Below are 25,663 nucleotides of genomic sequence, written 5' to 3' on the forward strand. Positions count from 1 at the left end.
CTAGTTCGCGCCCATAATCGGCGGGGCGCTTTCGCCCGTGCCGGAGAACAGGCGATACCCGTGCGCCGGTATCGTCACCGCCTCGCCGCGTTTCAGCGTGATCCGGTTGCCGCGGAATTCGAGATAGAAGCCGAGCGGCAGGCCGTCCTTGAACTGGGCGGTTACCGGCGCGTCCGAGAAGTTGAACAGGCCGAGCACCTTGTTGGCTTCCTCCTGCCGAACGAATGCGAACAGGCGGTCGTCGCTGTCGGTATCCACCTTGCTCATCCGCGCGCCCCATTTGCCGTTTTCCAGCGCCGGGTTGGCCTTGCGGAAATCGATCAGGTCCGCGATCAGCGCGCCCAGCGTGCAACCCTCGCCCTGGCTCCAGTCGATCGGGTCGCGCTCGAAGAACTCCAGGCGCTTGGCGTTGCAGGCTTCCATGCCGTTGTGGACCAGCGGAATGCCCTCGGTCACGAAGCTCAGCGCGATCGCAGCTTCCAGCCCCTCGCCGTAATTCTCGTACAGTGTGCCTTCCCACGCATTGCTGTCGTGGTTTTCGATATAGGTCATGCGCATCGCCTCGCGCGGCCACAGGCTCTCGTTCTCGGCGTAATAGCCGTAGAGCGCCGAAGGCCCCGCCTTGCCGCGGGCGATGTCCTTGATCGTATGGTGCCAGTCCCATGCATAGGTCGCGTCGAAGGCGGCGCGGTGATAGGCGGTTTCCTGCACTTCGCCGAGCATGAAGACGGGGCGGTAGGCGTTCAGCCGCTGCCGCATCGTCTCCCAGAAATCGACCGGGACATAACCCGCCACGTCGGCGCGGAACCCGTCGACGCCGTAATCGCGCACCCATTGTTCCATCGCCCCGCCGACATGCGCGCGCACGCCCGGCTGCGACCAGTCGAGGTCGATGATGTCGGACCAGTCCCACCACGGCGTCGGCCGGAAATCGCCGTCCCAAGTCTTCTCGTACCAGTCGGGATGCTCGCTACGCAGCGGATTATCCCACGCCGTGTGGTTCGCCACGAGGTCGAGGATGACCTTGAAGCCCTGCGCGTGCGCGGCATCGACGAAAGCCTTGAACTCCTCCGCCGTGCCGAATTCGGGGTTCACGCCGTAATAGTCCTTCACCGAATAGGGGCTGCCCAGCGTGCCCTTGCGGTTCTCCTCCCCGATGGGATGGATCGGCATCAGCCACAGGATATCGACGCCGAGCGCCTTGAGCCGCGGCAATTCCCGCTGCGCCGCGACGAAAGTGCCTTCGGGCGTGAAGTGCCGCGTGTTGATCTGGTAGAGCACGGCATCGCGGCTCCACTCCGGATTTTCCAGCTGGACGTACTGCCTGGGCGTCCACGGGTCCGCATCCTGCGCGGCGGCGGGCGCAGCGACCAGCGCAGCGGCGATGGCGGTCAGGGGGGCGAAGGCTTGCTTAAGCACGGGCAGACTCCTGCGGCAGGGCGGCTTGCACCCGGAACATGGCGGCGGCGGCGATCAGCCACGCGGCCGCGGCAAACAGCATCGTCCAGATCGGCTCGCCCGGGAACAGCGCCTTCATGATCGATCCCATCACCGTGGCGACCAGCAGCTGGGGCACCACGATGAAGATGTTGAACAGCCCCATGTAGATGCCGAGCTTGCCCTGCGGCAGGTTGGAGGCGAGGATCGCATAAGGCATCGCAAGGATGCTGGCCCACGCAATACCGATGCCGATCTCGGCCAGCAACAGCGCGTTCGCATCCCGCACGAAGAAGAACATCAGGAAGCCGAGCGCGCCCAGCGTCAGGCAGATCGCGTGGGTCTTCACCTGACCGAAATTGCGGCTGAGCCACGGCAGCATCGCCAGCGCGGCGATGGCGGCCACGCCGTTGTAGACGGTGAAGAGCACGTTCACCCAGCTCGCCCCGTCATTGTAGGCGATGCTGGAAGTGTCAGTGCTGCCGAAGACATACTGGGTCACGACCGGGGTGGTGTTGATCCACATGATGAACAGCGCCGACCAGCTGAAGAACTGCACCAGCGCAAGGCGCTTCATAACTTCGGGCATGCCGGAGAAATCGCCGACGATGCTGGACAGCATGTTGGCCGACTTGCCGCCCTTGGCCATCGAGATCGCGATCATGGAAAGCAGGCCGTATACGGCGAGGAGAGCGCCGAGCAGCAGCACTTCCTTCTCCAGCCCCAACGCATCGACCAGCAGCACCACGACGAGACCGGCGGCGATCCATACCGCGCCGGAAAGATAGGACTTGGCGGCCAGTGCGCGCAGCGGCTGCGCATCGTCCGGCACGGCGGCGTCCGACCCTTCGAACGCGGCCATTTCCTCTGGCGAGTATTCCTTCGTGGTCATCACCGTCCACAGCACGGCCAGGAACAGCGCAATCGCGCCGCCCCAGAAGCTCCACGTCACCGTGTCGGGTATCTCGCCCGCAGGCGCGACGTTGCTGACGCCGACCTGCTCGAGGAAATACGGGAAGATCGACCCGACCACCGCGCCCGCGCCGATGAAGGCGGTCTGCACCGCGTATCCGGCGCTATGCTGGTCGGTATTCAGCATATCGCCCACGAAGGCGCGGAAGGGCTCCATCGAGATGTTGAGGCTGGCATCGAGGATCCACAGCAGCGCGGCGGCGAAGAGCAGCGGCGCGCCGAAGCCGGGGGCAAGCGGCATCAGGAACAGCGCAATCGCCGCCATGATCGCGCCGGTAAGGAAGTAGGGTCGGCGCCTGCCAAGGCGGTTCCACGTCCTGTCCGACAGGTGACCGATGATCGGCTGGACGATCAGCCCGGTCAGCGGGGCGGCGACCCACAGGGCGGGCAGGTCGTCCATTGCCGCGCCCACGGTCTGGAAGATGCGGCTCATGTTCGCGTTTTGCAGCGCGAAGCCGATCTGGATGCCGAAGAAGCCGAAGCTGATGTTCCACAGGCCCCAGAAGCCCATGCGCGGTTTCTGCGTATGCGCGAGCGCGTCGCCCGTCGGTGCGGCGGTTGCCATATAGCTGTCTCTCCCGGCGTGCGCTTTGACGGCACGTGTCATGGATAACGGCTGGCACGGCAGGGGCCTAGCGGCAATCCCGCATACGAATGTTATGGATTAGGAAACGGCCTGCGACGACCCGCGCACAACCAGCCGTGCGGGCAGCGCCTCGCCTTCCACCGGCTCGCCTTCGATCTGGCGGACAAGCGCCTCGACGAGCTTTTCGCCCGCGCCCTGCAGGTCCTGCACCAGCGTGGTGAGCGGCGGGCTGGAGATGCTGGCGGCAGGGATATTGTCGAACCCGACCACCGCGATATGGCCCGGCACGTCGAGCCCGCTTTCGGCAAAGGCGCGCATGGCGCCGATCGCGATCAGGTCGCTGGCGGCGAAGACGGCATCGAAATCCTTGCCTGTTTCCATCAGCGAGTTCGCCGCCTCGAACCCGTCTTCCTCGCTGTTGAGCGCATCGGCCTGCAAGGCGACGCCGATCCCGCTGCCCGCCGCTTCCAGCGCATCGGCGAGCCCGGCGCAGCGGTCCGCGAATTCGGGATAATGTTCGTCATTGTTGCCGATGAAGGCGATCCGCTTGCGACCCTGCTGCAGCAAATACTCGCCCGCCAGTCGCCCCGCCCCGCGGTTGTCGGACCCGATGGTGAGGCCGATATTGTGTTCCCCCACGTTGCCCCAGCGCACGAACTGCGTGCCCTGCGCCCGCAACTGTTCCAGCCGCGCGATGTAGAGCGTGTAATCGCCGTAGCCGAGCAGGATCAGGCCGTCGGCGCGGTGGCTGTCCTGGTACTGGACGTGCCAGTCGTCCTCCATGCTCTGGAAACTGATCAGGAGGTCGATGCCACGGTCGGCGCAGGCGCGGGTAATGGCGCCCAGCATCGACAGGAAGAACGGGTTGATGTTCGACTGGTCGGGCGTCGGATCCTCGAAGAACAGGAGGGCGATGGTGTTCGACCGCTGGCTGCGAAGCGAGCTCGCATTCTTGTCGACCGTGTAGTTGAGTTCGCGCGCGATCCGCTCGATCTTCTCGCGGGTCGCCTGGCTAACGGACTTGCTGCCGCGCAGCGCACGGCTGACCGTGGGCTGCGACACCCCCGCCATGTAGGCGATATCGAAACTGGTCGGCCGTCCGGTCGGCTTGCGACCCAAGGCTGCTCTCCCCTTCAGCCGGCGATTGCTGCGCCGGCACGGCTGGTGCGAAAAGGCCACACCGCGCCGTGCTGCGCTGCACAAACATACGTATGCCGAGTTTCGCGACCGTGGCCGCCACGTCAATAGGAGTGTGACAGTTTCGCGAAAAACCTTCGCGCAACGTGGCATTTCTATCGCGCCCGAACCCGGACTGTCTTTGGGGAAGCCGGGGCGCAAAAACGGGAGAGAATCGTGGCCTGGAACAAGACCCTTTCGCTGGGAATCAGCAGCGGCGCGATGGCGCTGGCCCTGCTGGCACCGTCGACCGCTTTCGCACAGGATACGGGTGCCACCGAAGGCGATCCCGTTGCCGACGAAGATGCCAACATTATCATTGTCGAAGGCTTCCAGGCCGCGCTGGAAAGCGCAGTCGGCGAAAAGCGCAATTCCGACCAGATCGTCGAATCGGTGACCGCCGAAGATATCGGCAAGCTGCCCGACAACTCGATCGGCGAATCGATTGCCCGCCTTCCTGGCATCACCTCGCAGCGGACCAACGGCCGTGCCAACGTGATTGCTATCCGCGGCTTCGGTCCCGACTTTTCGCAAACGCTACTCAACGGCCGCGAACAGACCACCACGGGTGACAGCCGCGCCGTCGAATTCGACCAGTATCCTTCGGAAGTCGTCAACCAGGTCGTGGTTTACAAATCCCCGACAGCATCGCTGGTCGGCCAAGGCCTTGTCGGCACCGTCGATATCCGGACGATCCGACCGCTCGATTACGGCGAAAGCGTGCTCGCCATCGGCGCCCGCGGTTCCTACGCGGATCTCGGCGCGCTGAATGCCGGCTCCAACGACCTCGGTTACCGGGTTAATGCGACCTACGTAGACCAGTTCGCCGACGACACCATCGGCGTGAGCCTCGCGGCATCCTATGTCGACGAGCCTTATCAGCTGCAGGAATTCAACGCCTGGGGCTATTTCTCTCCCGACGGCAGCGGCAATGTTGTGCCCTCCGGATCGAAGAGCTTCGTCACGTCCACGCAATTGCAGCGGCTTGGTGTCATGGGCACTCTGCAGTTCGAAGCCAGCCCGAACCTGATGCTCACCCTCGACGGGTTCTATTCGAACTTCGAAGACGACCAGTCGAAGCGCGGCATCGAATTGCCTTTCTCGTTCTTCGGCACGACCTTCGCCGGGGGTGGGAACGTTGAAGACGGGCAGTACACGACCGGCACTTATGACAACGTTCAGGGCGTGGTCCGCAACGACATTTTCCAGAAAAAGGCCGATCTCTATTCGGCGGGTTTCAATGCGAAATACGAAGGCGACAACGGCTTCAGCGGTTTCGTCGATTTCGGGTACTCGCGCACCGATCGCAACGAGCTGAGTTTCGAAAGCTACGCCGGCACCGGGTATAATTGGGACAATCCCGACAACATCGGTGACGAATATGCGGCGGACGATGTCACCGATACGATTGACTTCGTCAGCGGACCGACCGGCGCGATCTTCTCTCCTTCCCTCGATTACAGCGATCCTGGTCTCATCCAGCTGACCGATCCGCTTGGCTGGGGCGGAAGCCGCGTCCAGGCCGGCTATTACAATAACCGCATCATCGACGACGAGTTGTTCCAGTACAGGGCCGAGGGTTCTTACGAATTTACCGACAGCTTTTTCCGCAGCTTCACACTCGGTGTGAACTTCACCGACAGAAACAAGTCGCTGCTGCCGGACGAATTCTTCATCGTCCTTCCCGATGGCGCGCAGATCGCCCCCATCCCCGGCGAGTATCTGCTGGAACCGACCGATCTTACCTATCTCGGCCTCGGTCCGATTGTCAGCTACGACGCACGGGAATTGATCGAAGGCGGCGTGCTGGAACTTGAGCGCAACACGGCCCAGGATGTCGGAGCAAAGGCATACAGCATCGACGAGAACCTGCTGACCTTGTATTCGCAGCTGAATATCGAACGGGAATATGACAACGCCGTTCTGACCGGGAATCTCGGGGTTCAGGCGATCCGTACCGACCAGTCGTCGTCCGCCAACGCGTTCTTCAACGGCACTCCGGTAGCTGTCGAAGCCGGAGCGACATATTGGGACATCCTTCCCAGTTTCAACCTGACCGCTCGCTTCAATTCCGACTGGGTGGTCCGCATGGCGGCATCGCGCCAGATCATGCGCCCACGCCTCGATGACCTGCGGGCCTCGATCGGCTATGGCATCAACAACAACCCGTCGGACAGCCCGACCGGACAGGCACCCTTCATCAGTGGCGGTGGCGGGAACCCGGTTCTTCGGCCCTATCGTGCGAACGCGATCGACATGAATTTCGAGAAATATTTCGGCGGCAGCCGGGGTGTCGCGTCGCTGCAGCTCTTCTTCAAGGATATCGAAGAATATATCCTGAATGGCCAGTTCGCGTTCGATTACGCCGGTTTTCCGCTTCCCGACGGAGTGACCGTCCCCACCACGATTGGACGGCTCGATGCGCCGATCAATACCGGCGGTGGCCAGTTGTACGGTGCAGAACTCGCCCTGACGCTGCCCTTCGGCATCCTCACACCGTCGCTCGAAGGCCTCGGCTTTACGGGCGGTGCGTCGGTCACCGAATCCAACGTGAAGGACCAGAACGGCAACGAAACCGCCATCCCTGGTTATTCGAAGTGGGTCGTGAACGGCACGCTGTTCTACGAACAGGGCGGCTTTAACGCCCGTGCCAGCGCACGTTATCGTTCCAGCTTCCTCGGCGATTTCACGGGCTTCGGCGGTTCGCCGACGCGCCGGACCGCGCTCGACGAAACGATCATCGATGCGCAGATCGGCTACGACTTCCAGGACAACAGCCCGCTCGATGGCCTGTCGATCTACTTTCAGGGCCAGAACCTGACGGACGAGCGGTTCGCTTCGGTGGCCAACGAGGACAGCCCGCTGCAGGTCATCGACTACCAGATCTACGGTCGTCGTTTCCTCGCCGGCTTCACCTACAAGTTCCAGTAAGGCATTATCCGGTGCCGGCTACGCTCACTTTCGAGCAGGTCGGCACCGGAGGCCATTGGGGTCGGCCCGGGCAGACGGGACCGAACCTATGACAGCTCAGCAAACTTCAGGCGCAGCTGGCGATAAAGCGGCAGCGCGCGCGGATTTCGTCATCGTGGGCGGCGGTACCGCCGGCTGGATGGCCGCCGCCGCGCTTGCCCGCTTCGCCCCGCACAAGCGCACCGTCCTCGTCGAAAGCGATGCCATCGCCACCGTCGGCGTGGGCGAGGCGACGATCCCGCAAATCCGCCTCTTCAACCAGGCGCTGGGCCTGGACGAAGCCGAATTCCTTGCCGCCACGAAGGGCAGCTTCAAGCTAGGCGTCGAGTTCGCCGACTGGCGAGAGCCCGGCCATTCCTACCTCCACGCTTTCGGCCCAGTCGGCTGCGCGCACGGGGTGTTGCCGTTCCACCATTTCTGGCTGCGCGCCCGCGATGCCGGCAAGGCCCGCCCGCTTAGCGCCTACAGCGCCAACGACATCGCCGCGCGCAACAACCGGATGGGGGCGCCCGGCACCGACTTTCCCTACGCCTATCATTTCGACGCCGGCCTCTATGCCGCGCACCTGCGCGCCTATGCCGAAACGCGCGGGGTTACCCGCATCGAAGGCACGGTCGACCACGTCCGGCAGGACACCGAAAGCGGCGACATCGCGGGGCTCGACCTCGGCGATGCGCGCAGCATCGACGGGGACTTCTTCCTCGACTGCACCGGCTTTCGCGGCCTGCTGATCGAACTGGCGCTGGGCGCGGGCTATGCCAACTGGGCGGACCTGCTGCCCTGCGACCGCGCGGTCGCCGTCCCCTGCAAGTCGGGCGGCGACTTCACCCCCTACACTCGCTCCACCGCGCGCGAGGCCGGCTGGCAATGGCGCATCCCCCTGCAGCACCGGATCGGCAACGGCTATGTCTATTCGAGCGCCCACCTGTCGGACGAGGCGGCAGCCGACACGCTGCTCGCCCTTCTCGACGGGGAGCTGCTGGCCGACCCGCGCACGCTCAAATTCACCACCGGCATGCGGCGCCGGCACTGGCACCGCAACTGCCTCGCCCTCGGCCTTGCCGCCGGGTTCATGGAGCCGCTGGAATCGACCTCGATCCACCTCGTCCAGTCCGCCATCGCCCGTTTCCTGACCCTGATGCCGGGCACCGAGAACACCGCCGCGCTCGCCGACGAATTCAACCGGCAGGCGGAGTTCGAATGGACGCGGATCCGCGATTTCCTTGTCCTGCATTACTACGCCAACGGCCGCACCGGCGAAGCGTTCTGGGACGAGCGACGCGCGGCGACGCTGCCCGACACACTGGCCGCGAAACTCGAGCTCTGGCGTGCAGGCGCTCGCATCACCCGCGAGCGCGAGGAGCTGTTCACCGAAGTCGGCTGGACACAGGTTCTTATCGGCCAAGGCGTTATGCCCGACAGCTGGAACCCGCTCGCCGATGCGCTGCCGGACGATGATCTGGAGCGCTTTCTCGAAGCGGCCCACCGCGCCTGCGTGAAGACCGTCGAACCGATGCCGACCCACCACGATTACCTCGGCGCCCTGCTGGCGCGCACCACCAAGGAAGTTGCCGCATGACCACTCGCACCGCCCTCGCCATGTCGCTCGCCGGCGCCGCGCTCCTGCCCGGCTGCGCGCCCGCTCTCGCCCAGTCCGCGCCCGCCACCACTTCAGCGCCCATGCCCACGCTGGAGCAAGTGCGCGAGAGGCTGGCGGAAGACGAAGTGGTCTATTTCGTCCTGCCCGACCGTTTCGACAACGGCGATCCCGCCAACGATGACGGCGGCTATGGCGCCGATCGGCTCGTCAGCGGATACGATCCCACGCACAAGGGCTTCTACCACGGCGGCGACCTCGCCGGGCTGACCGCGCGGCTGGATTACCTGCAGGGCATGGGCATCACCGCGATCTGGTTCGCGCCGATCTTCGCCAACAAGCCGGTCCAGGGCCCTGCGGGCGACGAGAGCGCGGGCTATCACGGCTACTGGGTCACCGATTTCACCCGGATCGACCCGCATTTCGGCACGAACGAGGAATTCCGCACTTTCGTGAATGCCGCGCACGCCCGCGGGATGAAGGTCTACATGGATATCATCACCAATCACACGGCGGATGTCATCAAGTACCGCGAAGGCTTCTCCTATCGCAGCAAGGGCGATTACCCCTACTCCACCCGCGGCGGGCCCGATGGGGCGGCAATCAACGAAGGCTTCATGGGCGACGAGGTCCGCACGGAAGAAAACTTCGCGCGGCTGACCGACATGACCTACGCCTACACGCCCTATGTGCCGGAGGCGGAGCGCGACGTTAAAGTGCCGGCGTGGCTCAACGACCCGCGCTATTACCACAACCGCGGAGACACGACTTTCAGCGGCGAAAGCGCGCGGCTGGGCGACTTCGTGGGGCTCGACGACCTTTACACCGAACAACCCTTCGTCGTGCGCGGCATGATCGACATCTACGCGCAGTGGATCGAGGATTTCGGCATCGACGGCTTCCGCATCGACACCGCGCGGCACGTGAACCCCGGTTTCTGGCGGGAATTCGTGCCTGCCATGCTGGCGACAGCCCATGCGCGAGGCATCCCCAACTTCCTGATCTTCGGCGAGGTTTACGCCGAAGATCCGATGGCGGGCTACATCGCCGAATACACGCGGCGCGACGGCTTTCCTGCCGTGCTCGACTTCGCGTTCCAGCAGGCGGTGCTCCGCTATGCCGGAGCGGGCGGCGATGCGTCCATCATGACCCGCCTCTTCGACGGCGATGTCCTGTACGAAGGCGGCGAAGCGGCCGCGCTGAAGCTGCCGACCTTCCTCGGCAACCACGACATGGGCCGCTTCACCACCATGACGAAACAGCGCGTGCCCGGCATCTCGCAAGAGGAGCTGCTGGCGCGCACGCAGCTGGCCCACGCCATGCTGATGACGCTGCGGGGCAATCCCGTAGTCTATTCCGGCGACGAGCAGGGCTTCGTCGGCGACGGCAACGACCAGGCCGCGCGAGAGGACATGTTCCCCAGCCGGGTCGCCAGCTACAACGACAACGACCTGATCGGCACCGACGCCACCACGGCGACGGACAATTTCGACCGCAGCCACCCGCTCTATCGCCTGATCGCGCAGCTTTCCGCCGTCCGGCAGGCCAACCCGGCGCTGCGCCGCGGCCTGCAGACCATGCGCCAGTGGGACGATGCGCCCGGCATCTTCGCGGTCACGCGGCACGATCCGGAAAGCGGGCAGCGTGTCCTGCTCGCCTTCAACAACACCGCCGAGCCACTTAGCGGCAATGTCGCGGTCGATTACGCCGCGCGCGATGTGACGACCCTGGCAGGCGCCGCCTGTCCCGCAACGGTCGCCGTGCCCGGCAGCGTTGCCGTAAACCTGCCCGCCTTCGGCTGGGCCGTGTGCGAACTGAAATGAGCAGCCACGCATCCTCCCCGGCGCCGGACGCGCAGGCCCTGCCGTGGTGGCAGGGCGCGGCGATCTACCAGATCTATCCGCGCAGCTTCCGCGATACCAACGGCGACGGCATTGGAGACTTGCCGGGCATCACCAGCGGGCTGGACCATGTCGCCAGCCTGGGCGTCGATGCCGTGTGGATCAGCCCCTTCTTCACCAGCCCCATGCGCGATTTCGGCTACGACGTGGCCGATTACTGCGACGTCGACCCCATCTTCGGCACGCTGTCCGATTTCGATGCGCTGGTCACGCGCGCGCACGAACTCGGCCTCAAAGTGCTGATCGATCAGGTCTATTCCCACACGTCCGACGACCATGCGTGGTTCGCCGAAAGCCGCGCCAGCCGAGACAATCCCAAGGCCGACTGGTACGTGTGGCGCGACGCGAAGCCCGACGGGTCGCCCCCGACCAACTGGCAGTCCGTCTTCGGCGGGCCGGCATGGACCTGGGACGCACGGCGCGGCCAGTACTACCTGCACAATTTCCTCGCTAGCCAGCCGCAGCTGAACGGTCACAACCCCGACGTCCAGCAGGCCTTGCTGGACGTGGCGAAATTCTGGCTCGACCGCGGTGTCGACGGTTTTCGTATCGATGCGATCAATTTCTCGATGCACGATCCCGAATTCCGCGACAATCCGCCCGCCCCACCGACGGACAAGCCGCGCACCCGCCCGTTCGATTTCCAGCTCAAGACCTATAACCAGTCGCACCGGGACATCCCGCTGTTCCTGGAACGGCTGCGCAGCCTGGCCGACCGCTACGATGCGACCTTTACCCTGGCCGAAGTCGGCGGGGACGAAGCGCTGGTGGAAATGAAGAGCTTCACCCAGGGCGACGCGCGCCTCAACAGCGCCTACGGCTTCGACTTCCTTTATGCCGACAAGCTCACGCCGCAGCTCGTCTGCCGGGCGCTAGGCGACTGGCCGGGGCAGCCGGGCGAAGGCTGGCCCAGCTGGGCGTTCGAGAATCACGATGCGCCCCGCGCCGTATCCCGCTGGGCGGCGCCCGAACACCGCACCGCCTTCCTGCGCTGCAAGATGGCGCTGCTAGCGGCCCTGCGCGGCAACATCATCGTCTACCAGGGCGAGGAGCTGGGCCTGACCCAGGTCGACATCCCCTTCGAGCAGTTGCAGGACCCCGAGGCCATCGCGAACTGGCCGCTCACCCTGAGCCGCGACGGGGTCCGCACGCCGCTGCCGTGGGCGGGCGATGCGCCGGACATGGGCTTCGGCAGTGCCGAGCCATGGCTGCCGGCGAGCGAGGACCACCGTCCACTCGCCATCGACCGGCAGGAAGCGGACGATGCCTCCCTGCTCCACTTCACGCGCGACGTGCTGGCCCTGCGAAATGGCCACCCGGCGCTGCACCACGGGGCGCTCGAACGCTGCCGGGCAAGTGCGGCGCTGCTGAGCTTTGACCGCGTCGCAGACGGGGAGCGTATCCGCTGCCTGTTCAACCTGTCGGACCAGACGATCGACACCGCCGATGCCGCAGGATCTCCGATCTTCGCGGTCAACGCCGCCGATACCGACACCCTCCCCCCATACGGAGCCCTGTTTTTGTCATGCTGACCCGCACCAAACTCGCCCTCGGCACCGCGCTGTTTGCGCTTGCCCCCTCGCTCGCTTTTGCCGACGAGGTCGCCTCTCCCGACGGGCGCATCGTGGTAGAAGTGGATGCGGACGGCGAAGGCAAGCCGTTCTACCGCGTCACCCGCGACGGAGAGGAAGTGATCTCTTACTCCACGCTAGGCTTCAACCTGACCGACGGCGACCCGCTGCGGCGCAATTTCGAAGTCGTCGGCGTGACCCGTGCGCAGGCGGACGAGACGTGGGAGCAGCCGTGGGGCGAGCGCCGCTTCGTGCGTGACCACCACCGCGCCATGACGGTCACTTTCGCGGAAAAGAACGACGCGCCGCGCAGCTTCAGCGTGCAGGTGCGCGTGTTCGACGACGGGTTCGGCTTCCGCTACGAATTCCCGCAGCAGCCGGGCTGGGATGTCGCGCGCATCGCCGACGAGCTGACCGAATTCAACCTCAGCGTATCGGGCACCGCATGGTGGATTCCGGCGGGCGACTGGAACCGCTACGAGTATCTGTACGAGACCACGCCGATCGACGCGGTCAGCACGGCGCACACGCCGATCACGATGGTGACGGACACCGGCCTGCACCTGTCTTTTCACGAAGCGGCGCTGGTCGATTATTCCGGCATGTGGCTGAAACGGATCGCCGGCACGCGGTTCCGCGCCACGCTTTCGCCCTCCAGCCGCGGCGCCAAGGTGGTGCGCGAGCTGCCCTTCCACACGCCGTGGCGCACCGTGCGCATGTCTGACGATCCGGGCGGCCTCGTCGAAAGCGACATCGACCTCAATCTGAACGAGCCCAACAAGCTGGGCGACGTCAGCTGGTTCGAACCGCATAAATACATTGGCATCTGGTGGGAGATGCACCTCGAGGACAGCAGCTGGGCGAGCGGGCCCAAGCATGGCGCGACCACCGAAAATGCGAAGAAATACATCGACTTCGCTGCCGCCAACGGCTTTCGCGGCATCCTGATCGAAGGGTGGAATGTCGGCTGGGACGGAAACTGGTTCGGCAACGGGCGCGATTACAGCTTCACGCAGGCCTACCCCGATTTCGATATCGAGGAGGTCGCCCGCTACGCCGCAGAAAAGGGCGTTCGGATCATCGGCCACCACGAAACCGGCGGCAATATCGAGGTGTACGAGCGCCAGCTGGAAGATGGCTTCGCGCTCTACGAAAGGCTCGGCATCGACGCGGTCAAATCGGGCTATGTCGCGGATGCGGGCGGAATCATCGCCTGCAATGCCGACGAGGCCGACCCGTGCGCGGAGGAAATCTTCGAATGGCATGACGGGCAGCGCATGGCACAGCACCACCTGAACGTGGTGAAGGCCGCCGCGCGCCACCGCATCGCGGTCAACCCGCACGAACCGATCAAGGACACCGGCCTGAGGCGCACCTATCCCAACTGGGTCAGCCGCGAGGGCGCGCGCGGGGCGGAATACGATGCCTGGGCAGTGCCGAAGAACGATCCCGGCCACGTGCCGGAACTGGTCTACACAAGGATGCTGTCGGGCCCGATGGATTACACCCCCGGCGTCCTCAGCCTGGAAGGCCGCGGCGCGACGCAGCCTGACCTGTCGAGCACCCTGGCCCGGCAGCTGGCGTTCTACGTCGTGATCTATTCGCCGATCCAGATGGCGGCCGACCTGCCGGAAAACCTCGCCGCATGGCCGCAGGGGCTCGACTTCATCAAGCGCGTCGCGGTCGACTGGGACGAAAGCCACCTGCTCGCCGGCGAGGTCGGAAAATACGCCGTTTTCGCGCGGCGCGAGCGCGGCGGCGATGCATGGTATCTGGGCGGCGTGACCGACGAGGAACCGCGCGATGTTTCGCTAAGCCTCGACTTTCTCTCTCCCGACACCGAATATGTCGCCACGATCTGGGAAGACGGCGAAGGAGCGGACGGCATGGGTGACAATCGCCACGCGATGAATGTGCGCGAAGTCATCGTGCGCAAGGGCGATACGCTGGACATCGGCATGGCGCGCGCCGGGGGCTTCGCGGCGGAAATCAAGTTCAGCGGCGAATGATCGGGCGCGCGCTCGCCCTCTTTGCCGCGGTGCTGCTGGCCGCCTGCGCCAGCGTTCCCGCGCCGGACGACGGCGACCTCGCGCGCGGGGGGCGGATCTTGGGCTACGGCCCGCTCGCGGTCGGCGGGCTGCCCGACCAGCGCATCTCGATCTGGCTGCCGCCAGGCTATGACGAGGGCGCGCGGCGCTATCCGGTGCTCTACATGTGGGACGGGCAGAACCTGTTCGATCCCGCCAGCACGCACTACGGCAAGGCGTGGATGGCGCAGGACGTGCTGGCTGGAATGGTCGCGCGCGGCGAGGCGGAGCCACACATCGTCGTCGGCCTGTGGTCGCCGCCGGGCAAGGACCGCTACCGCACCTACCAACCCGAAGCCATCGCCGAACTGGTCCCCGAAGAGGTCGCGACCAGCGTCCGCGACATGGCGGGCGGGCCGCTCGCATCCGACGCGAATGTCGCCTGGCTGGCGGACACGGTAAAGCCGTGGGTCGACCGGTCATTCCGCACGCAGGCCGCACCCGAAAGCACCACGATCGTCGGCGCCAGCATGGGCGGCGTGCTGGCGTGCTACAGCCTGATAGAGCGCCCCGACGTCTTCGGCCGCGCAGGCTGCGTCAGTTCGCACTTCGCCGTTGCAGCACCGGGCATCGCCGCCCGCCATACGCCCGCTATCGTGGGCGCCTGGCGATCCTATCTCGACCACCGCCTCGCCCTGCCGGAAGGCCGCCGCATCTGGATGGACCACGGCACCGCCGCACTGGATTCCTATTACGGTCCGTACCAGCTGGGCATCGCCGCTCATCTCGACACCATGGCCGGCTGGACGCGGGACAAGGATTTCACCGCCCGCGTCTACGAAGGCGCGGAGCATGACGAGATTGCCTGGAATGCCCGCATGGCGGAAATGCTGGCGTGGCTATGGCGCGAATGAAGGGCGGCAAGGCGCCCGACATCATCGTGCTCGGCGGCGGGAGCGCGGGCTGGATCACTGCCGCCCTGCTCCACCACGCATGGGCGGACAAGGGCGCGTCGGTTACGCTGGTCGAAAGCCCCGCCATCGGCATCATCGGTGTGGGCGAAGGCTCCACCCCGCAGCTGAAGGCGTTCTTCGACTTGCTCGGCATCGATGAAACAGAATGGATGCCCGTTTGCGACGCGACCTACAAGCTGGGCATCCGCTTTTCCGGCTGGAGCGCGCGGTCGGGCTTCGAAAGCTATTTCCACCCCTTCCCTGGCCCCACCGACCTCCACACCCAGCCCGCTTTCGAACAGGTCTGCGCGGCCCAGCGGCGCGGATACGAGGCGGGCGCGCATCCCGACCGCTGGTTCCTCGCCACCCGGTTGGCGGACGAGGCGAAGGCACCCCAAGCGGGCGAAAACTTCCCCTTCGCGCCGAGCTATGGCTACCATTTCGATGCGCACAAGCTGGGCGCATTCCTGCGCGAATGGTGCGTTTCGCGCGGCGTCGTCCACCGCGAGGCGCAAGTCGCCGATGTCGAGGTGGCAGCCGGCGAGGTACAGGCGCTCGTCTGCGATGACGGCACGCGGATTGGGGGCGACCTGTTCGTGGACTGCTCGGGCTTCCGCGCCGTGATCGCAGAAGCGCTCGGCAGCGAATTTCAGTCCTATGGCGAGAACCTGTTCGCCGATCGCGCCGTGGTTATGCCGACACCGCGTGATGGGACGCGCATCGTGCCGGCCACCGGCGCCATCGCCATGCGCGCCGGCTGGCGCTGGTCGATCCCGCTCACCGTCCGCACCGGCAACGGATACGTCTATTCATCCGCCCATATCTCCGACGACGAGGCGGCGGCCGAACTCGCGCGCGAATGCGGCGGCGACGCAGAGCCGCGTTTCCTGAAGATGCGGGTGGGCCGGATGCGCGAAAGCTGGCGCGGCAACTGCCTGGTCGCAGGCCTGTCGCAAGGCTTCATCGAGCCGCTGGAGGCGACCGCGCTCCACATCGTGATCCACACCGCGCTCGAATTCATCCAGGCGCACGAGCAAGGCGGGTTCACCGCCAGGCACCGCGACGCGTTCAACGCCTCCATCAGCGAGCGGTACGACGGCATCCGCGACTACATCGTCGCCCATTACCGGCTCAACCGGCGCGACGGCGACTACTGGCGCGCCAACGCCGCGAACGATGCCATCTCCGACCGGCTGAAGGCGATGATGACCGCGTGGTTCACCCACCGCGACATCGCCGCCGCCAACCGCGAGCTGTATCCGAAGGAATATTATTCGAGCGCCAGCTGGCACTGCCTGTTTGCAGGCTACGGCAGCTTCCCGCCGCCGGAAAAGATGCAGCCGCTGCCTGCCGATGCGCCGCTGGCCGACCCGGCGCGGATCGATGCCATGCTGGCCGCCTGCGCGCGGAATTTCGGCGAATACGCGTCCTAGCCGCGGCCGCGGTAGCTCGCGACGCCCTGGTCCGGCGCCCACAGGCCTTCGGGCGGCGCGCCCGTCTGCCAGAACACGTCGATGGGAATGCCACCGCGCGGATACCAGTACCCTCCGATCCGCAGCCATTGCGGATTCATTTCGTCCGCCAGGCGCTGTCCGATGCCAACGGTCACGTCCTCGTGAAAGCCGCAGTGGTTGCGGAAAGAGCCGAGGAAAAGCTTGAGGCTCTTCGATTCCACGATGGTCTCGCCCGGCGCGTAATCGATCACAAGATGGGCGAAATCAGGTTGGCCTGTCACCGGGCACAGCGAAGTGAATTCGGGCGCGGCGAAGCGCACCATGTATAGCGATCCCGCGCGCGGATTGGGCACATAATCCAGCACCGCCGTTTCCGGCGATTGTGGCAGCGGGGTATCCTTGCCGAGGAACTTCGGCGCGCTCGTGTCTTCGGTGTCGCTCATCGGCAACGCCCATGCCGCGATCTCGCCCTGCGCACAAGTCGCCCCATTGCGCGGGCGGATTAAGGGGCTATTCACGGCGGCGCTGCGCAAGGGGCAAAAGGCCGCCGGATGCGCGCCGCCTTTCGCAAGACCATGACACGCCACACCGCACCTTCCCTGCTTGCAGTTGCCGCCGCAATGGCGATTGCCGCGCCGCTGCCGGCGATGGCCAGTGTCGGCGGCTTCCGCCTGCCCACGCCTTCGCCCACGCCGTCGCGCGAAGTGATCGGCCCGGTCGCGCCCGACGTGCCGGAATCGCGCCAGACCCGCCGACCGCAAGCTTCGCCGACGCCGACGCCCACACCGCGCGCGACCGCCACGACGCCCGCCCCCACGCCCACGGCAACCACGCCGCCGCGCCGAAGCGAATTGGCCCAGCCGCAGCCCACCCGGTCGCAAGCTCCGCAGCCGCGCGCGACAGGCATCCCCTCCCCGCTGCCGCAGCAGGTGCCGGACAACCGTCCCGCCCCGACGATCGAGACGCCCGGGCCTCAGCCGACGGTCGGCGCAGACCCGTTCGATTTCGACGAGGCCCCGTCCTCCGCCCCTGCTGCACCCGCTGGCGAGGCAGGACAAACCGTTGCGGCGAGCGAAGACAGCGGCGGCAGCAACTGGCTCTACTACGCGCTCGGCCTGCTTGCCCTGCTGCTGGCTGCAGGCGCATTCCTGTGGGTCCGCGCGCGCGGCCTGCCGACTGCCGGGCCTGTCACCGCGCCGCAGATCGAGCGACCCAGGCCGCGCAAGCTCGCCGCCGACGCGCCCGCGCGCTCGCCTGCAGCAGCGCCTGCGGCAGCACCCGCACCGGCGCCGGTCATCGCCGCCGCATCGGGCCCGCTCGGCCTCGCCATGACATCGCGCCGGATCAGCCTGTCCATGATGGCCGCCACGCTCGATTACGAACTGACGCTGGTCAATTCGGGCAACGAGACCATCCGCGGGATCGAAGTCCAGGGCGACCTCGTCAGCGCGCATGCCTCGCTGCCTGCCGACCAGCAGGTCGCCGCCGCCGGCCGCCCGCTCGAAAAGCGCCACGCCATTGCCGAGCTGGCGCCGGGCGAAAACCAGGCCATCAAGGGCCAGATCCGCCTGCCGTTCAGCGCGATCCGCGCCGTGGCGCAGGGGCGCGCCCCTCTGCTGGTGCCGCTGTCGCGCTGGCGCATCGTGGCGCAGGAGCCCGCGCTGGAACCGCTGGTGCAGACCTTCCTCGTCGGCCAGCCGTCGGACCGAAGGCAGCAGGGCATCCAGCCCTTCCCGCTCGACAAGGGGCCGGGCGTTTTCGCGCCCCTGGTGCAACGCGGCTTCGCCTGAGCCGCGCAATTCCGCCATTCTGCGTGCTTTACGGCGCCCCTTTACGCCGTTAACCCTCCTGTCCCCGCTCACGGCGTGAAGGAGACGCTGGGATGGACAATCTGGTTAGCACGCAGTGGCTGGCGCAAAATATCGGCGCAAGCGACCTGCGCATCGTAGATGCCAGCAAGCATCTCGACCCGTCCCGCAACGCGCGCGCGGAATACGAGGCGAGTCATATTCCCGGCGCGGTCTTCATGGACCTCGACTCGCTGGTCGATAGCAATGCGGCCAGCCCCAACACCCTCCCCAGCCCCGAAAAATTCGCCAGCCGGATGCAGAAGCTCGGCCTCGGCGACGGCAGCCGCATCGTGGTCTATGACGACAGCCTGCTGAAAAGCGCGGCGCGCGGGTGGTTCATGCTGACCATGTTCGGCGCGCAATATGTCGCCGTGCTCGACGGCGGGCTCGCCAAGTGGAAGGCAGAGGGGCGTGAGCTGGAAAGCGGCACCGTGACTTTGCGCGAGCGGCACTACACCGCCTGGGCCGACGACCGGAAGCTGCGCGATAAGGACGCTGTCCTCACCAACATCGAGACCGGCAGGGAAGTGCTGGTCGATGCCCGCCCCGCCGCGCGCTTCACCGGTGAGGAGCCGGACATCCGCCCCGGCATCCCGAGCGGTCACATTCCCGGATCGCGCAATCTGCCGCACACGGCGCTGTTCCGCGAGGACGGCACGTGGAAATCGCCCGACGCCATCCGCGAAGTCTTCGCCGACGCAGGCATCGATCTCGACCGGCCGGTCATCACCAGCTGCGGCAGCGGGATGACCGCGGCGGTCCTCGCCTTCGCCCTCCACCAGATCGGTAAGCAGGACGTCGCCCTCTACGATGGCAGCTGGAGCGAGTGGGCCGCCGACAGCACACTGCCGACCGCGCTTGGCCCGGCGGACTGATTGCGGCTACAGCGCGAGCCATGAGCAAGGCATCGGACGGAAATCACGGCAAATATGGCAGGGGCACTCGCGCGGTCAGGGCGGGACGGCGCGAGGAATGGACGGGGCGGGTGGTCAATCCGCCCGTCTGGCGCGCCAGCACGCATCTCTATCCCGACAGCGCATCGCGCAAGGCGGGCCTGAAGCACAACGAGGACGGGCATTTCTACTACGGCCGCCGCGGCAGCCCGACCCAGTGGGCGCTGGCCGACGCGCTGACCGAATTGGAACCCGGCGCCTTCGGCACGATGCTGTTCCCCAGCGGCACCAGTGCGATCTCCTCCGCCCTGCTGACAATGGTAAAGCCCGGTGATGTGCTGCTGGTGACCGACAACGCCTATGAACCCACGCGCGGCATCGCGAACGGCATATTGAAGCAGTTCGGCGTGGAAGCGCGCTATTTCGACCCGCTCGACATCGATGGCTACCGCGCGGCTTTCTGCGACCGGACGAAAGCGGTGATGCTGGAAAGCCCCGGCAGCCTGACGATGGAAGTGTGCGACATTCCCGCGCTGGCAGCAATCGCGCGAGAGCATGGCGCGACCAGCCTGATCGACAACACCTGGGCGGGATCGCTCGGCTTTGCGGCTCTGGAGCATGGCTGCGATATCGCGATCCAGTCGCTGACGAAGCATGTCGGCGGCCATTCGGACGTGATGATGGGGTCCGCAGCTGCCGGGCAGCGTCTCTATCGCCGGCTGCGCCGCACGGCCCAGTCGCTCGGCATCGTGGTTTCGCCCGACGATGCGGCGCTCGCCTCCCGCGGCCTCAGGACCATGCCCCTGCGGCTGGAGCGTGCCACGCAGAGCGCGCTTGCGGTGGCGAAGTGGCTCGCGGCGCATCCTTCGGTGTCGGCGGTGCTGTGCCCCATGCTGCCGGGATCGCCCGGTCACGAGCTGTGGCAGCGCGACTTCTCCGGCGGCTGCGGCCTATTTTCCTTCGCGCTGCAGGGCGGCGACGAAGATGCGCGGGCCCGCTTCATCGACGCGCTCGACCTGTTCGGCATCGGTTACAGCTGGGGCGGGTTCGAAAGCCTCGTCCTGCCGGTCGATCCCGCCACTTGCCGCAGCGCCACCGCGTGGCCGCGCGAGGGATCGCCCGTGCAGGGCCCGCTCGTGCGCCTTGCAATCGGGCTGGAAGACCCCGAAGACCTGATCGCAGACCTTGAGCGCGGTTTTGCCGCGATGGAGAACGACGCTTGAACACCGCCCTGTCCCAACAGGAAGCGCCAGCCCCCGCGGAAACCGCGGCGCCGGAGGGCGGCGGCGATGCCGGCCACTCGGCGCCTGTGGGCGGCGACGCGGCACCGGCGGGCGTCAACGCGTTCGAGGCCCCGGAGGAAACCGCCGTGTCCGGCGCGGATGCCGTGCGCGATGCGGTGGCATCCAAGCCCGGCACCGTATCCGACGTGATCGACACGCTGGACGGGCTGGCGATCAGCTTTGCCGATACGCGCGTTTCCGTGTGGGACGGGATCGTAGTGCTGCTCGTCATTTTCGGCGTCTTCCTGTTCGCGTGGCTGTTCAGCAAACTCGCCCACCGGGTGATCGGGCGGATCACCAAACTGGGTGCGGCACGGCGCCTGCTGGTCGAAAAGCTGGTTACCATTGTGGTCTGGGCCGGCGCGATCCTGATCGGGATCGACATGCTGGGCATCGACCTCACCGCGCTGGCGGTGTTCTCCGGCGCTTTCGGCCTCGCCATCGGTTTCGGCCTGCAGAAGACCTTCGGCAACCTGATCGCGGGGATCATCCTGCTGATGGACCGGTCGATCAAGCCGGGCGATGTCATCGCGGTGGCCGACCAGGCGGGCGCCGTGACCTTCGGCCAGATTCGCAAGATCGGCATCCGCGCCGTCTCCGTTACCACCCGGGACGAGCGCGAATATTTGATCCCGAACGAGAACCTGATGGTCAACCAAGTCGAAAACTGGAGCTATTCCAGCCGCAACGTGCGGATCCAGGTGCCGGTCGGCGTCAGTTACAATTGCGACATCAAACTGGCCGAAAAGCTCATGCTGGAAGCGGCGACCGAGTGCGGGCGAGTGCTAAAATCGCCCAAGCCGACCTGCTGGCTCGACGCCTATGGCGACAGCTCGGTCAACTTCATCATCCATTGCTGGATCCGCGATCCGGAACAGGGCGTCGGCAACGTGAAAAGCGAAGTTCTGAAAGTGCTGTGGGAGAAATTCCAGGCGAACGGAATCGAGGTTCCCTTCCCCCAGCGCGACCTCAACCTGCGCGGCAACGACCAGTTCGACCAACTTGTGGCCGCCATCAGCCAGCGGATCGATACGTCCAAGGAATAGCGGTTTGCTGCGGCTTTCCGCGCCCGCTTAAACTTCTGCTTCCCCCGGCCAAACGCGTTTTGCCTGTTGCGACGGCGCGTGCGCGCGCAGCTATGCTGCATGAGCGAAACAGGAAAAGTCCATCTCGTCGGCGCGGGGCCCGGTGATCCCGACCTGCTGACCCTGCGCGCGGCGCGGCTGATCGCAGAGGCGCGGATCATCGTGCACGACGGCCTCGTCGATCCCGCGATACTCGCCCTTGCGCGGCCCGATGCGCGGCTAATATCCGTCGCAAAGCGGCGCGCGCATCACACCCTGCCGCAGGAAGACATCTGTGCGCTTCTGGTGCGCGAGGCGCTGCGCGGCCACGATGTCGTGCGGCTGAAAGGCGGCGATCCGCTGGTCTTCGGTCGCGGCGGCGAGGAAGCGGAGGCCTGCCATGCCGCAGGCGTGCCCGTGGAAATCGTGCCCGGCATCAGCGCTGCCAACGGCGCTGCCGCGGCCGCGCAGATCGCCCTCACCCACCGCGACGCGGCCAGCATCGTCAGCTTCGTCGCCGGCCAGTGCAAGGGGCTTTCCGATCAGGACTGGGCCGGTCTCGCCGGCAAGGGCCGCACGCTGGTGATCTACATGGGCGTGAAAACCGCACCGCAGATTGCCGAGAAACTCATGGCGGACGGGCTAGCCCCGCAAACGCCGGTCGCGGTGATCGAGAACGCGGCGCGACCCGAAATGCGCGTGCTGCGCGGTATGCTTGCAGGCCTGCGCGACCTCGTTGAGCGCGAGGCCGTCGTCAGCCCCGCCCTCATCGTGATCGGCGATGTGACTGCGCGCGAGAATGCCGCGGTGTCCGCGCTAGCAAGCGACCTGGCGGCATGAACCTCCTCACCGGAAACGACCTGTTGAGCGGCGCCGTCGTGTGGTGGGACGGCGAGAGCTGGACGACCGACATCGCGAAAGCGGCGGACGCGGGCGAAGAAGGCGAGGCCATCATGGCGCGCGAGGAAGCCGCGCGCCGCGTCAACGCGCCCTACGTAGTGCCTGCCGAGAAAACAGCCGAAGGTATCCCCCGCCCGCTGCACGTGAAGGACCGCATCCGCGGCCTCGGCCCAACGGTGCGCCCCGACCTGACCCTGCAACCCGAAAACCCGGCTGCGATCCGGGAGGTGATCTGATGTACCAATACGATCGATACGACCAGGCGATAGTCGACGCGCGCGTTGCGGAATTCCGCGACCAGGCGCAGCGCCGCATCGAAGGCAAGCTGACCGAGGACCAGTTCAAGCCGCTGCGCCTGATGAACGGCCTGTACCTGCAACTGCATGCCTACATGCTGCGCGTGGCCATCCCCTATGGCACGCTGGACAGCCGGCAGATGGACGCGCTGGCCGACATCGCGGACAAGTACGACCGTGGTTACGGCCACTTCACCACGCGGCAGAACATCCAGTACAACTGGATCAAGCTGGAGGATGCGGCCGACATACTTGCCGACCTTGCCAAGGTGGAGATGCACGCCATCCAGACCAGCGGCAACTGCATCCGCAATATCAGTTCGGACCACTTCGCCGGCGCTGCGGCGGACGAGGTCACCGACCCGCGTCCCTATGCGGAACTGCTGCGCCAGTGGTCCAGCTTCCATCCCGAATTCAGCTACTTGCCCCGCAAGTTCAAGATCGCGGTGATCGCCAGCGAACAGGACCGCGCGGCGATGCGGCTGCACGACATCGGCATCCGCATCGTGGAGCGCGGTGGCGAGACAGGCGCGCAATTCTACGTCGGCGGGGGCATGGGCCGCACTCCGATGATCGCCCCCTTGATCCGCGACTTCGTCCCGATCGACCAGCTGGTGACTTACGCGGAGGCCTGTCTGCGCGTCTACAACCGCCACGGCCGGCGCGACAACAAGTACAAGGCGCGCATCAAGATCCTTGTCCACGAACTCGGCGCGGAGGAATACACGCGCCAGGTCGAGGAGGAATTCGCGCATTTGCTGGAAGTAGGCGTGGTGCCGCCCCGCGCGGAACTGGAGCGCATCGCGCAGTATTTCGCGGCACCTGACTATGCGGACGCCGCGCCCGCCGATCCCGACCGGTCGGATCCCGATTTCGCGGTCTGGATAGATCGCAATACGGTGCCCCACAAGCAACCCGGCCATGTCTCAGCCGTCATCAGCCTGAAGCCTGTCGGCGGAATTCCGGGCGATGCGACGGCAGGCCAGATGCGGCTGATGGCGGACCTCGCCAGGGAATACAGCCATGACGAACTGCGGGTCATGCACACGCAGAACATCGTCCTGCCGCATGTCCACAAGGCCGACCTGCCGGCCTTGTGGCAGAAGCTGGAGGCGGCCGGTCTCGGCACGTCGAACCTCGACCGGATCGGCGACATCATCGCCTGCCCCGGTCTCGATTACTGCAGCCTCGCCAACGCCCGCTCCATTCCCATCGCGCAGGCCATTTCCCGGCGCTTCGCCGCGTCCGGCAAGGAGGATACGCTGGGCGAACTAAAGCTGAAGATATCGGGCTGCATCAACGCCTGCGGCCACCACCATGCGGGCCACATCGGCATCCTCGGCGTCGACAAGAAGGGGGTCGAAAACTATCAGCTTCTTCTCGGTGGCAGCGAGGCGGAGGACGTCAGCCTCGCTCGGATCACCGGCCCCGGCTTCGACGCCGACGGCATCGTCGACGCGGTCGAGACGGCAGCCGACGTATATTTGCGCGAACGCAGCGGGGACGAACGCTTCATCGATACCTACCGCCGTGTCGGCATGGCTCCCTTCAAGGAGGCGCTGTATGGCTGACCTGCGTTTCCGCAACGACGCCCTGCCCGGCGAGCCCGCCGTGACGGTCGAGGCGTTTCTGTCGCAGTCGGCGGCGACGGCCGTGCGGATCGAACCAGGCGAGGATGCGCGCGACCTGCTGCCACACCTAAGCCGCCTTGCACTCGTCGAGATCAATTTCCCGGTCTTCGGCGATGGGCGCGGCTACTCCGCCGCCCGCATCTTGCGCGAAGCCGGCTACCGGGGCGAACTGCGCGCCGTGGGCGACGTGCTGGTGGACCAGATCGCATACATGCGGCGCTGCGGCTTCGACGCGTTCCAGCCCGACGCGCCGCTCGATCCGGCAGAGGTCGAGGCAGCCCTGTCGCGCTTCCCGCATGTCTACCAACCGGCCGCCGCTTCCGCCGTGCCCATCTGGACACTGCGCCATGGGTGAGCCTGCCCGCAACGTCGACCGGATCGACACCGCGCCTGGGTTCCTGCAGGAAGACGCCGACGCGCTCAACGCCCGCTTCGCCGGCACCGACACCTCTGCGATGTTGCAGGCGCTGTTTGCGGAAGACATCCTCGGCCGCACGGCCGTGGTTTCCAGTTTCGGCACGGAAAGCGCCGTGCTGCTGCACCTGGTCGCGCAGGCCGACCCGGCAATCCCCGTCGTCTTCGTCGACACGCTGAAGATGTTTCCCGAAACGCTCGCCTATCGCGACACGCTAGTCGAGCGCTTCGGCATATTGAACCCGCGCGTCGTCCAGCCCGACCCACAGGTGCTGGCGGATAGCGATGCGAATGGCCTGCGCTGGTCGTTCGATCCGGACGGGTGCTGCGCGATCCGCAAGGTGGAGCCGCTGGCCCGCGCCAAGGAGGGGCTCGACAGCTGGATTTCGGGACGCAAGGCTTTCCAGAGCGTGACGCGGCAGGACATTCCGCGTTTCGAGGTCGAACAGGGCCGCCTGAAGCTCAATCCGCTTGGCGACTGGGTGAAAGCGGAACTCGATGCCTATTTCGAGGAACACGACCTGCCGCGCCATCCGCTGGAAGCCGACGGCTTCCTCTCGGTCGGCTGCGCACCGTGCACCTCACCCGTCAAGCCCGGTGAAGACCCGCGCGCCGGGCGCTGGCGCGGCTGGGACAAGACCGAATGCGGCATCCACCAGCCGGGGATCGAACCCTTCCTCTAGACTTG

20 protein-coding genes are annotated in these 25,663 nt (G+C 66.0%); 16 read left to right on the forward strand and 4 right to left on the reverse strand.

Annotated elements, in window-relative coordinates; all coding sequences use genetic code 11:
• The 3 genes from QQW98_RS02020 to QQW98_RS02030 form a co-directional block, all read right to left on the reverse strand.
• Window positions 1-1,419 carry an alpha-amylase family glycosyl hydrolase gene (locus QQW98_RS02020; RefSeq protein ID WP_290135894.1) on the reverse strand — a complete coding sequence of 473 codons (1,419 nt, stop codon included), beginning with the start codon at window positions 1,417-1,419 and terminating at the stop codon, window positions 1-3.
• Window positions 1,412-2,974 carry an MFS transporter gene (locus QQW98_RS02025; RefSeq protein WP_290135895.1) on the reverse strand — a complete coding sequence of 521 codons (1,563 nt, stop codon included), beginning with the start codon at window positions 2,972-2,974 and terminating at the stop codon, window positions 1,412-1,414. The genes QQW98_RS02020 and QQW98_RS02025 overlap by 8 nt, the downstream gene beginning before the upstream one ends.
• Window positions 2,975-3,073: 99 nt before the next feature.
• The gene (locus QQW98_RS02030; protein WP_290135896.1) at window positions 3,074-4,114 is read right to left on the reverse strand and encodes a LacI family DNA-binding transcriptional regulator; all 1,041 of its coding nucleotides are present in this window, start codon (window positions 4,112-4,114) and stop codon (window positions 3,074-3,076) included.
• A gap of 234 nt (window positions 4,115-4,348) precedes the next feature.
• On the opposite strand from QQW98_RS02030, the gene QQW98_RS02035 reads away from it, so the two are divergent.
• From QQW98_RS02035 to QQW98_RS02065, 7 genes are all read left to right on the forward strand, one after another.
• Window positions 4,349-7,102 (forward strand): TonB-dependent receptor, encoded by a 2,754-nt coding sequence (locus tag QQW98_RS02035; RefSeq protein WP_319023300.1) that lies wholly within the window; start codon window positions 4,349-4,351, stop codon window positions 7,100-7,102.
• Window positions 7,103-7,190: 88 nt separating this feature from the next.
• A complete protein-coding gene (locus tag QQW98_RS02040) occupies window positions 7,191-8,720 on the forward strand; it encodes a tryptophan halogenase family protein (RefSeq protein WP_290135897.1) in 1,530 nt (509 codons plus the stop codon).
• A complete protein-coding gene (locus QQW98_RS02045) occupies window positions 8,717-10,561 on the forward strand; it encodes an alpha-amylase family glycosyl hydrolase (RefSeq protein ID WP_290135898.1) in 1,845 nt (614 codons plus the stop codon). The genes QQW98_RS02040 and QQW98_RS02045 overlap by 4 nt, the downstream gene beginning before the upstream one ends.
• Window positions 10,558-12,171, forward strand: coding sequence for an alpha-amylase family glycosyl hydrolase (locus QQW98_RS02050; protein ID WP_290135899.1), 1,614 nt, complete (start codon window positions 10,558-10,560; stop codon window positions 12,169-12,171). The genes QQW98_RS02045 and QQW98_RS02050 overlap by 4 nt, the downstream gene beginning before the upstream one ends.
• A complete protein-coding gene (locus QQW98_RS02055; protein ID WP_290135900.1) occupies window positions 12,165-14,219 on the forward strand; it encodes a glycoside hydrolase family 97 protein in 2,055 nt (684 codons plus the stop codon). Before QQW98_RS02050 ends, QQW98_RS02055 begins: the two co-directional genes overlap by 7 nt.
• Window positions 14,216-15,151, forward strand: a complete 936-nt coding sequence (locus QQW98_RS02060; protein ID WP_290135901.1) for an alpha/beta hydrolase — start codon at window positions 14,216-14,218, stop codon at window positions 15,149-15,151. Before QQW98_RS02055 ends, QQW98_RS02060 begins: the two co-directional genes overlap by 4 nt.
• Entirely contained in the window at window positions 15,139-16,623 is a 1,485-nt protein-coding gene (locus tag QQW98_RS02065) for a tryptophan halogenase family protein (protein ID WP_290135902.1), read from the forward strand. Before QQW98_RS02060 ends, QQW98_RS02065 begins: the two co-directional genes overlap by 13 nt.
• On the opposite strand, the gene queF is transcribed toward QQW98_RS02065, so the two are convergent.
• A complete protein-coding gene (queF, locus tag QQW98_RS02070) occupies window positions 16,620-17,087 on the reverse strand; it encodes a preQ(1) synthase (RefSeq protein ID WP_290135903.1) in 468 nt (155 codons plus the stop codon). The two genes, QQW98_RS02065 and queF, sit on opposite strands and share 4 nt — an antisense overlap.
• 132 nt (window positions 17,088-17,219) lie before the next feature.
• Here queF and QQW98_RS02075 point away from each other — a divergent pair, with 132 nt between their 5' ends.
• The 9 genes from QQW98_RS02075 (at window position 17,220) to QQW98_RS02115 (ending at window position 25,658) form a co-directional block, all read left to right on the forward strand.
• Window positions 17,220-18,434: a hypothetical protein gene (locus QQW98_RS02075; RefSeq protein WP_290135904.1), complete on the forward strand. Its 1,215-nt coding sequence runs from the start codon at window positions 17,220-17,222 to the stop codon at window positions 18,432-18,434.
• 92 nt (window positions 18,435-18,526) lie between these two features.
• Window positions 18,527-19,369 (forward strand): 3-mercaptopyruvate sulfurtransferase, encoded by an 843-nt coding sequence (sseA, locus tag QQW98_RS02080; RefSeq protein WP_290135905.1) that lies wholly within the window; start codon window positions 18,527-18,529, stop codon window positions 19,367-19,369.
• A gap of 20 nt (window positions 19,370-19,389) precedes the next feature.
• Window positions 19,390-20,610: a cystathionine beta-lyase gene (gene metC, locus QQW98_RS02085; RefSeq protein ID WP_290135906.1), complete on the forward strand. Its 1,221-nt coding sequence runs from the start codon at window positions 19,390-19,392 to the stop codon at window positions 20,608-20,610.
• Complete coding sequence (locus QQW98_RS02090) at window positions 20,607-21,716, forward strand: mechanosensitive ion channel family protein (RefSeq protein ID WP_404800845.1); 1,110 nt, start codon at window positions 20,607-20,609, stop codon at window positions 21,714-21,716. Before metC ends, QQW98_RS02090 begins: the two co-directional genes overlap by 4 nt.
• Before the next feature lie 99 nt (window positions 21,717-21,815).
• On the forward strand, window positions 21,816-22,574 hold the full coding sequence (gene cobA / locus QQW98_RS02095) for a uroporphyrinogen-III C-methyltransferase (RefSeq protein WP_290135907.1): 759 nt from the start codon (window positions 21,816-21,818) through the stop codon (window positions 22,572-22,574).
• Window positions 22,571-22,870: a DUF2849 domain-containing protein gene (locus QQW98_RS02100; RefSeq protein WP_290135908.1), complete on the forward strand. Its 300-nt coding sequence runs from the start codon at window positions 22,571-22,573 to the stop codon at window positions 22,868-22,870. The genes cobA and QQW98_RS02100 overlap by 4 nt, the downstream gene beginning before the upstream one ends.
• On the forward strand, window positions 22,870-24,501 hold the full coding sequence (locus tag QQW98_RS02105) for a nitrite/sulfite reductase (RefSeq protein WP_290135909.1): 1,632 nt from the start codon (window positions 22,870-22,872) through the stop codon (window positions 24,499-24,501). Before QQW98_RS02100 ends, QQW98_RS02105 begins: the two co-directional genes overlap by 1 nt.
• Complete coding sequence (locus QQW98_RS02110) at window positions 24,494-24,916, forward strand: DUF934 domain-containing protein (RefSeq protein WP_290135910.1); 423 nt, start codon at window positions 24,494-24,496, stop codon at window positions 24,914-24,916. Before QQW98_RS02105 ends, QQW98_RS02110 begins: the two co-directional genes overlap by 8 nt.
• Window positions 24,909-25,658 carry a phosphoadenylyl-sulfate reductase gene (locus QQW98_RS02115; protein WP_290135911.1) on the forward strand — a complete coding sequence of 250 codons (750 nt, stop codon included), beginning with the start codon at window positions 24,909-24,911 and terminating at the stop codon, window positions 25,656-25,658. Before QQW98_RS02110 ends, QQW98_RS02115 begins: the two co-directional genes overlap by 8 nt.
• Window positions 25,659-25,663 lie beyond the last annotated feature (5 nt).

Origin of the sequence: Alteriqipengyuania flavescens (assembly GCF_030406725.1) — a bacterium.
Classification (GTDB): domain Bacteria; phylum Pseudomonadota; class Alphaproteobacteria; order Sphingomonadales; family Sphingomonadaceae; genus Alteriqipengyuania_B; species Alteriqipengyuania_B flavescens.

Bases quoted from the DNA above. Each gene is read 5' to 3' on its own strand.
- QQW98_RS02075 (WP_290135904.1), top strand. From the start codon at position 17,220: ATGACACGCCACACCGCACCTTCCCTGCTTGCAGTTGCCGCCGCAATG.
- metC (WP_290135906.1), top strand. From the start codon at position 19,390: ATGAGCAAGGCATCGGACGGAAATCACGGCAAATATGGCAGGGGCACT.
- QQW98_RS02055 (WP_290135900.1), top strand. From the start codon at position 12,165: ATGCTGACCCGCACCAAACTCGCCCTCGGCACCGCGCTGTTTGCGCTT.
- QQW98_RS02040 (WP_290135897.1), top strand. From the start codon at position 7,191: ATGACAGCTCAGCAAACTTCAGGCGCAGCTGGCGATAAAGCGGCAGCG.
- QQW98_RS02110 (WP_290135910.1), top strand. From the start codon at position 24,494: ATGGCTGACCTGCGTTTCCGCAACGACGCCCTGCCCGGCGAGCCCGCC.
- QQW98_RS02115 (WP_290135911.1), top strand. From the start codon at position 24,909: ATGGGTGAGCCTGCCCGCAACGTCGACCGGATCGACACCGCGCCTGGG.
- QQW98_RS02050 (WP_290135899.1), top strand. From the start codon at position 10,558: ATGAGCAGCCACGCATCCTCCCCGGCGCCGGACGCGCAGGCCCTGCCG.
- QQW98_RS02100 (WP_290135908.1), top strand. From the start codon at position 22,571: ATGAACCTCCTCACCGGAAACGACCTGTTGAGCGGCGCCGTCGTGTGG.
- queF (WP_290135903.1), bottom strand. From the start codon at position 17,087: ATGAGCGACACCGAAGACACGAGCGCGCCGAAGTTCCTCGGCAAGGAT.
- QQW98_RS02065 (WP_290135902.1), top strand. From the start codon at position 15,139: ATGGCGCGAATGAAGGGCGGCAAGGCGCCCGACATCATCGTGCTCGGC.
- QQW98_RS02025 (WP_290135895.1), bottom strand. From the start codon at position 2,974: ATGGCAACCGCCGCACCGACGGGCGACGCGCTCGCGCATACGCAGAAA.
- QQW98_RS02060 (WP_290135901.1), top strand. From the start codon at position 14,216: ATGATCGGGCGCGCGCTCGCCCTCTTTGCCGCGGTGCTGCTGGCCGCC.
- cobA (WP_290135907.1), top strand. From the start codon at position 21,816: ATGAGCGAAACAGGAAAAGTCCATCTCGTCGGCGCGGGGCCCGGTGAT.
- sseA (WP_290135905.1), top strand. From the start codon at position 18,527: ATGGACAATCTGGTTAGCACGCAGTGGCTGGCGCAAAATATCGGCGCA.
- QQW98_RS02045 (WP_290135898.1), top strand. From the start codon at position 8,717: ATGACCACTCGCACCGCCCTCGCCATGTCGCTCGCCGGCGCCGCGCTC.
- QQW98_RS02105 (WP_290135909.1), top strand. From the start codon at position 22,870: ATGTACCAATACGATCGATACGACCAGGCGATAGTCGACGCGCGCGTT.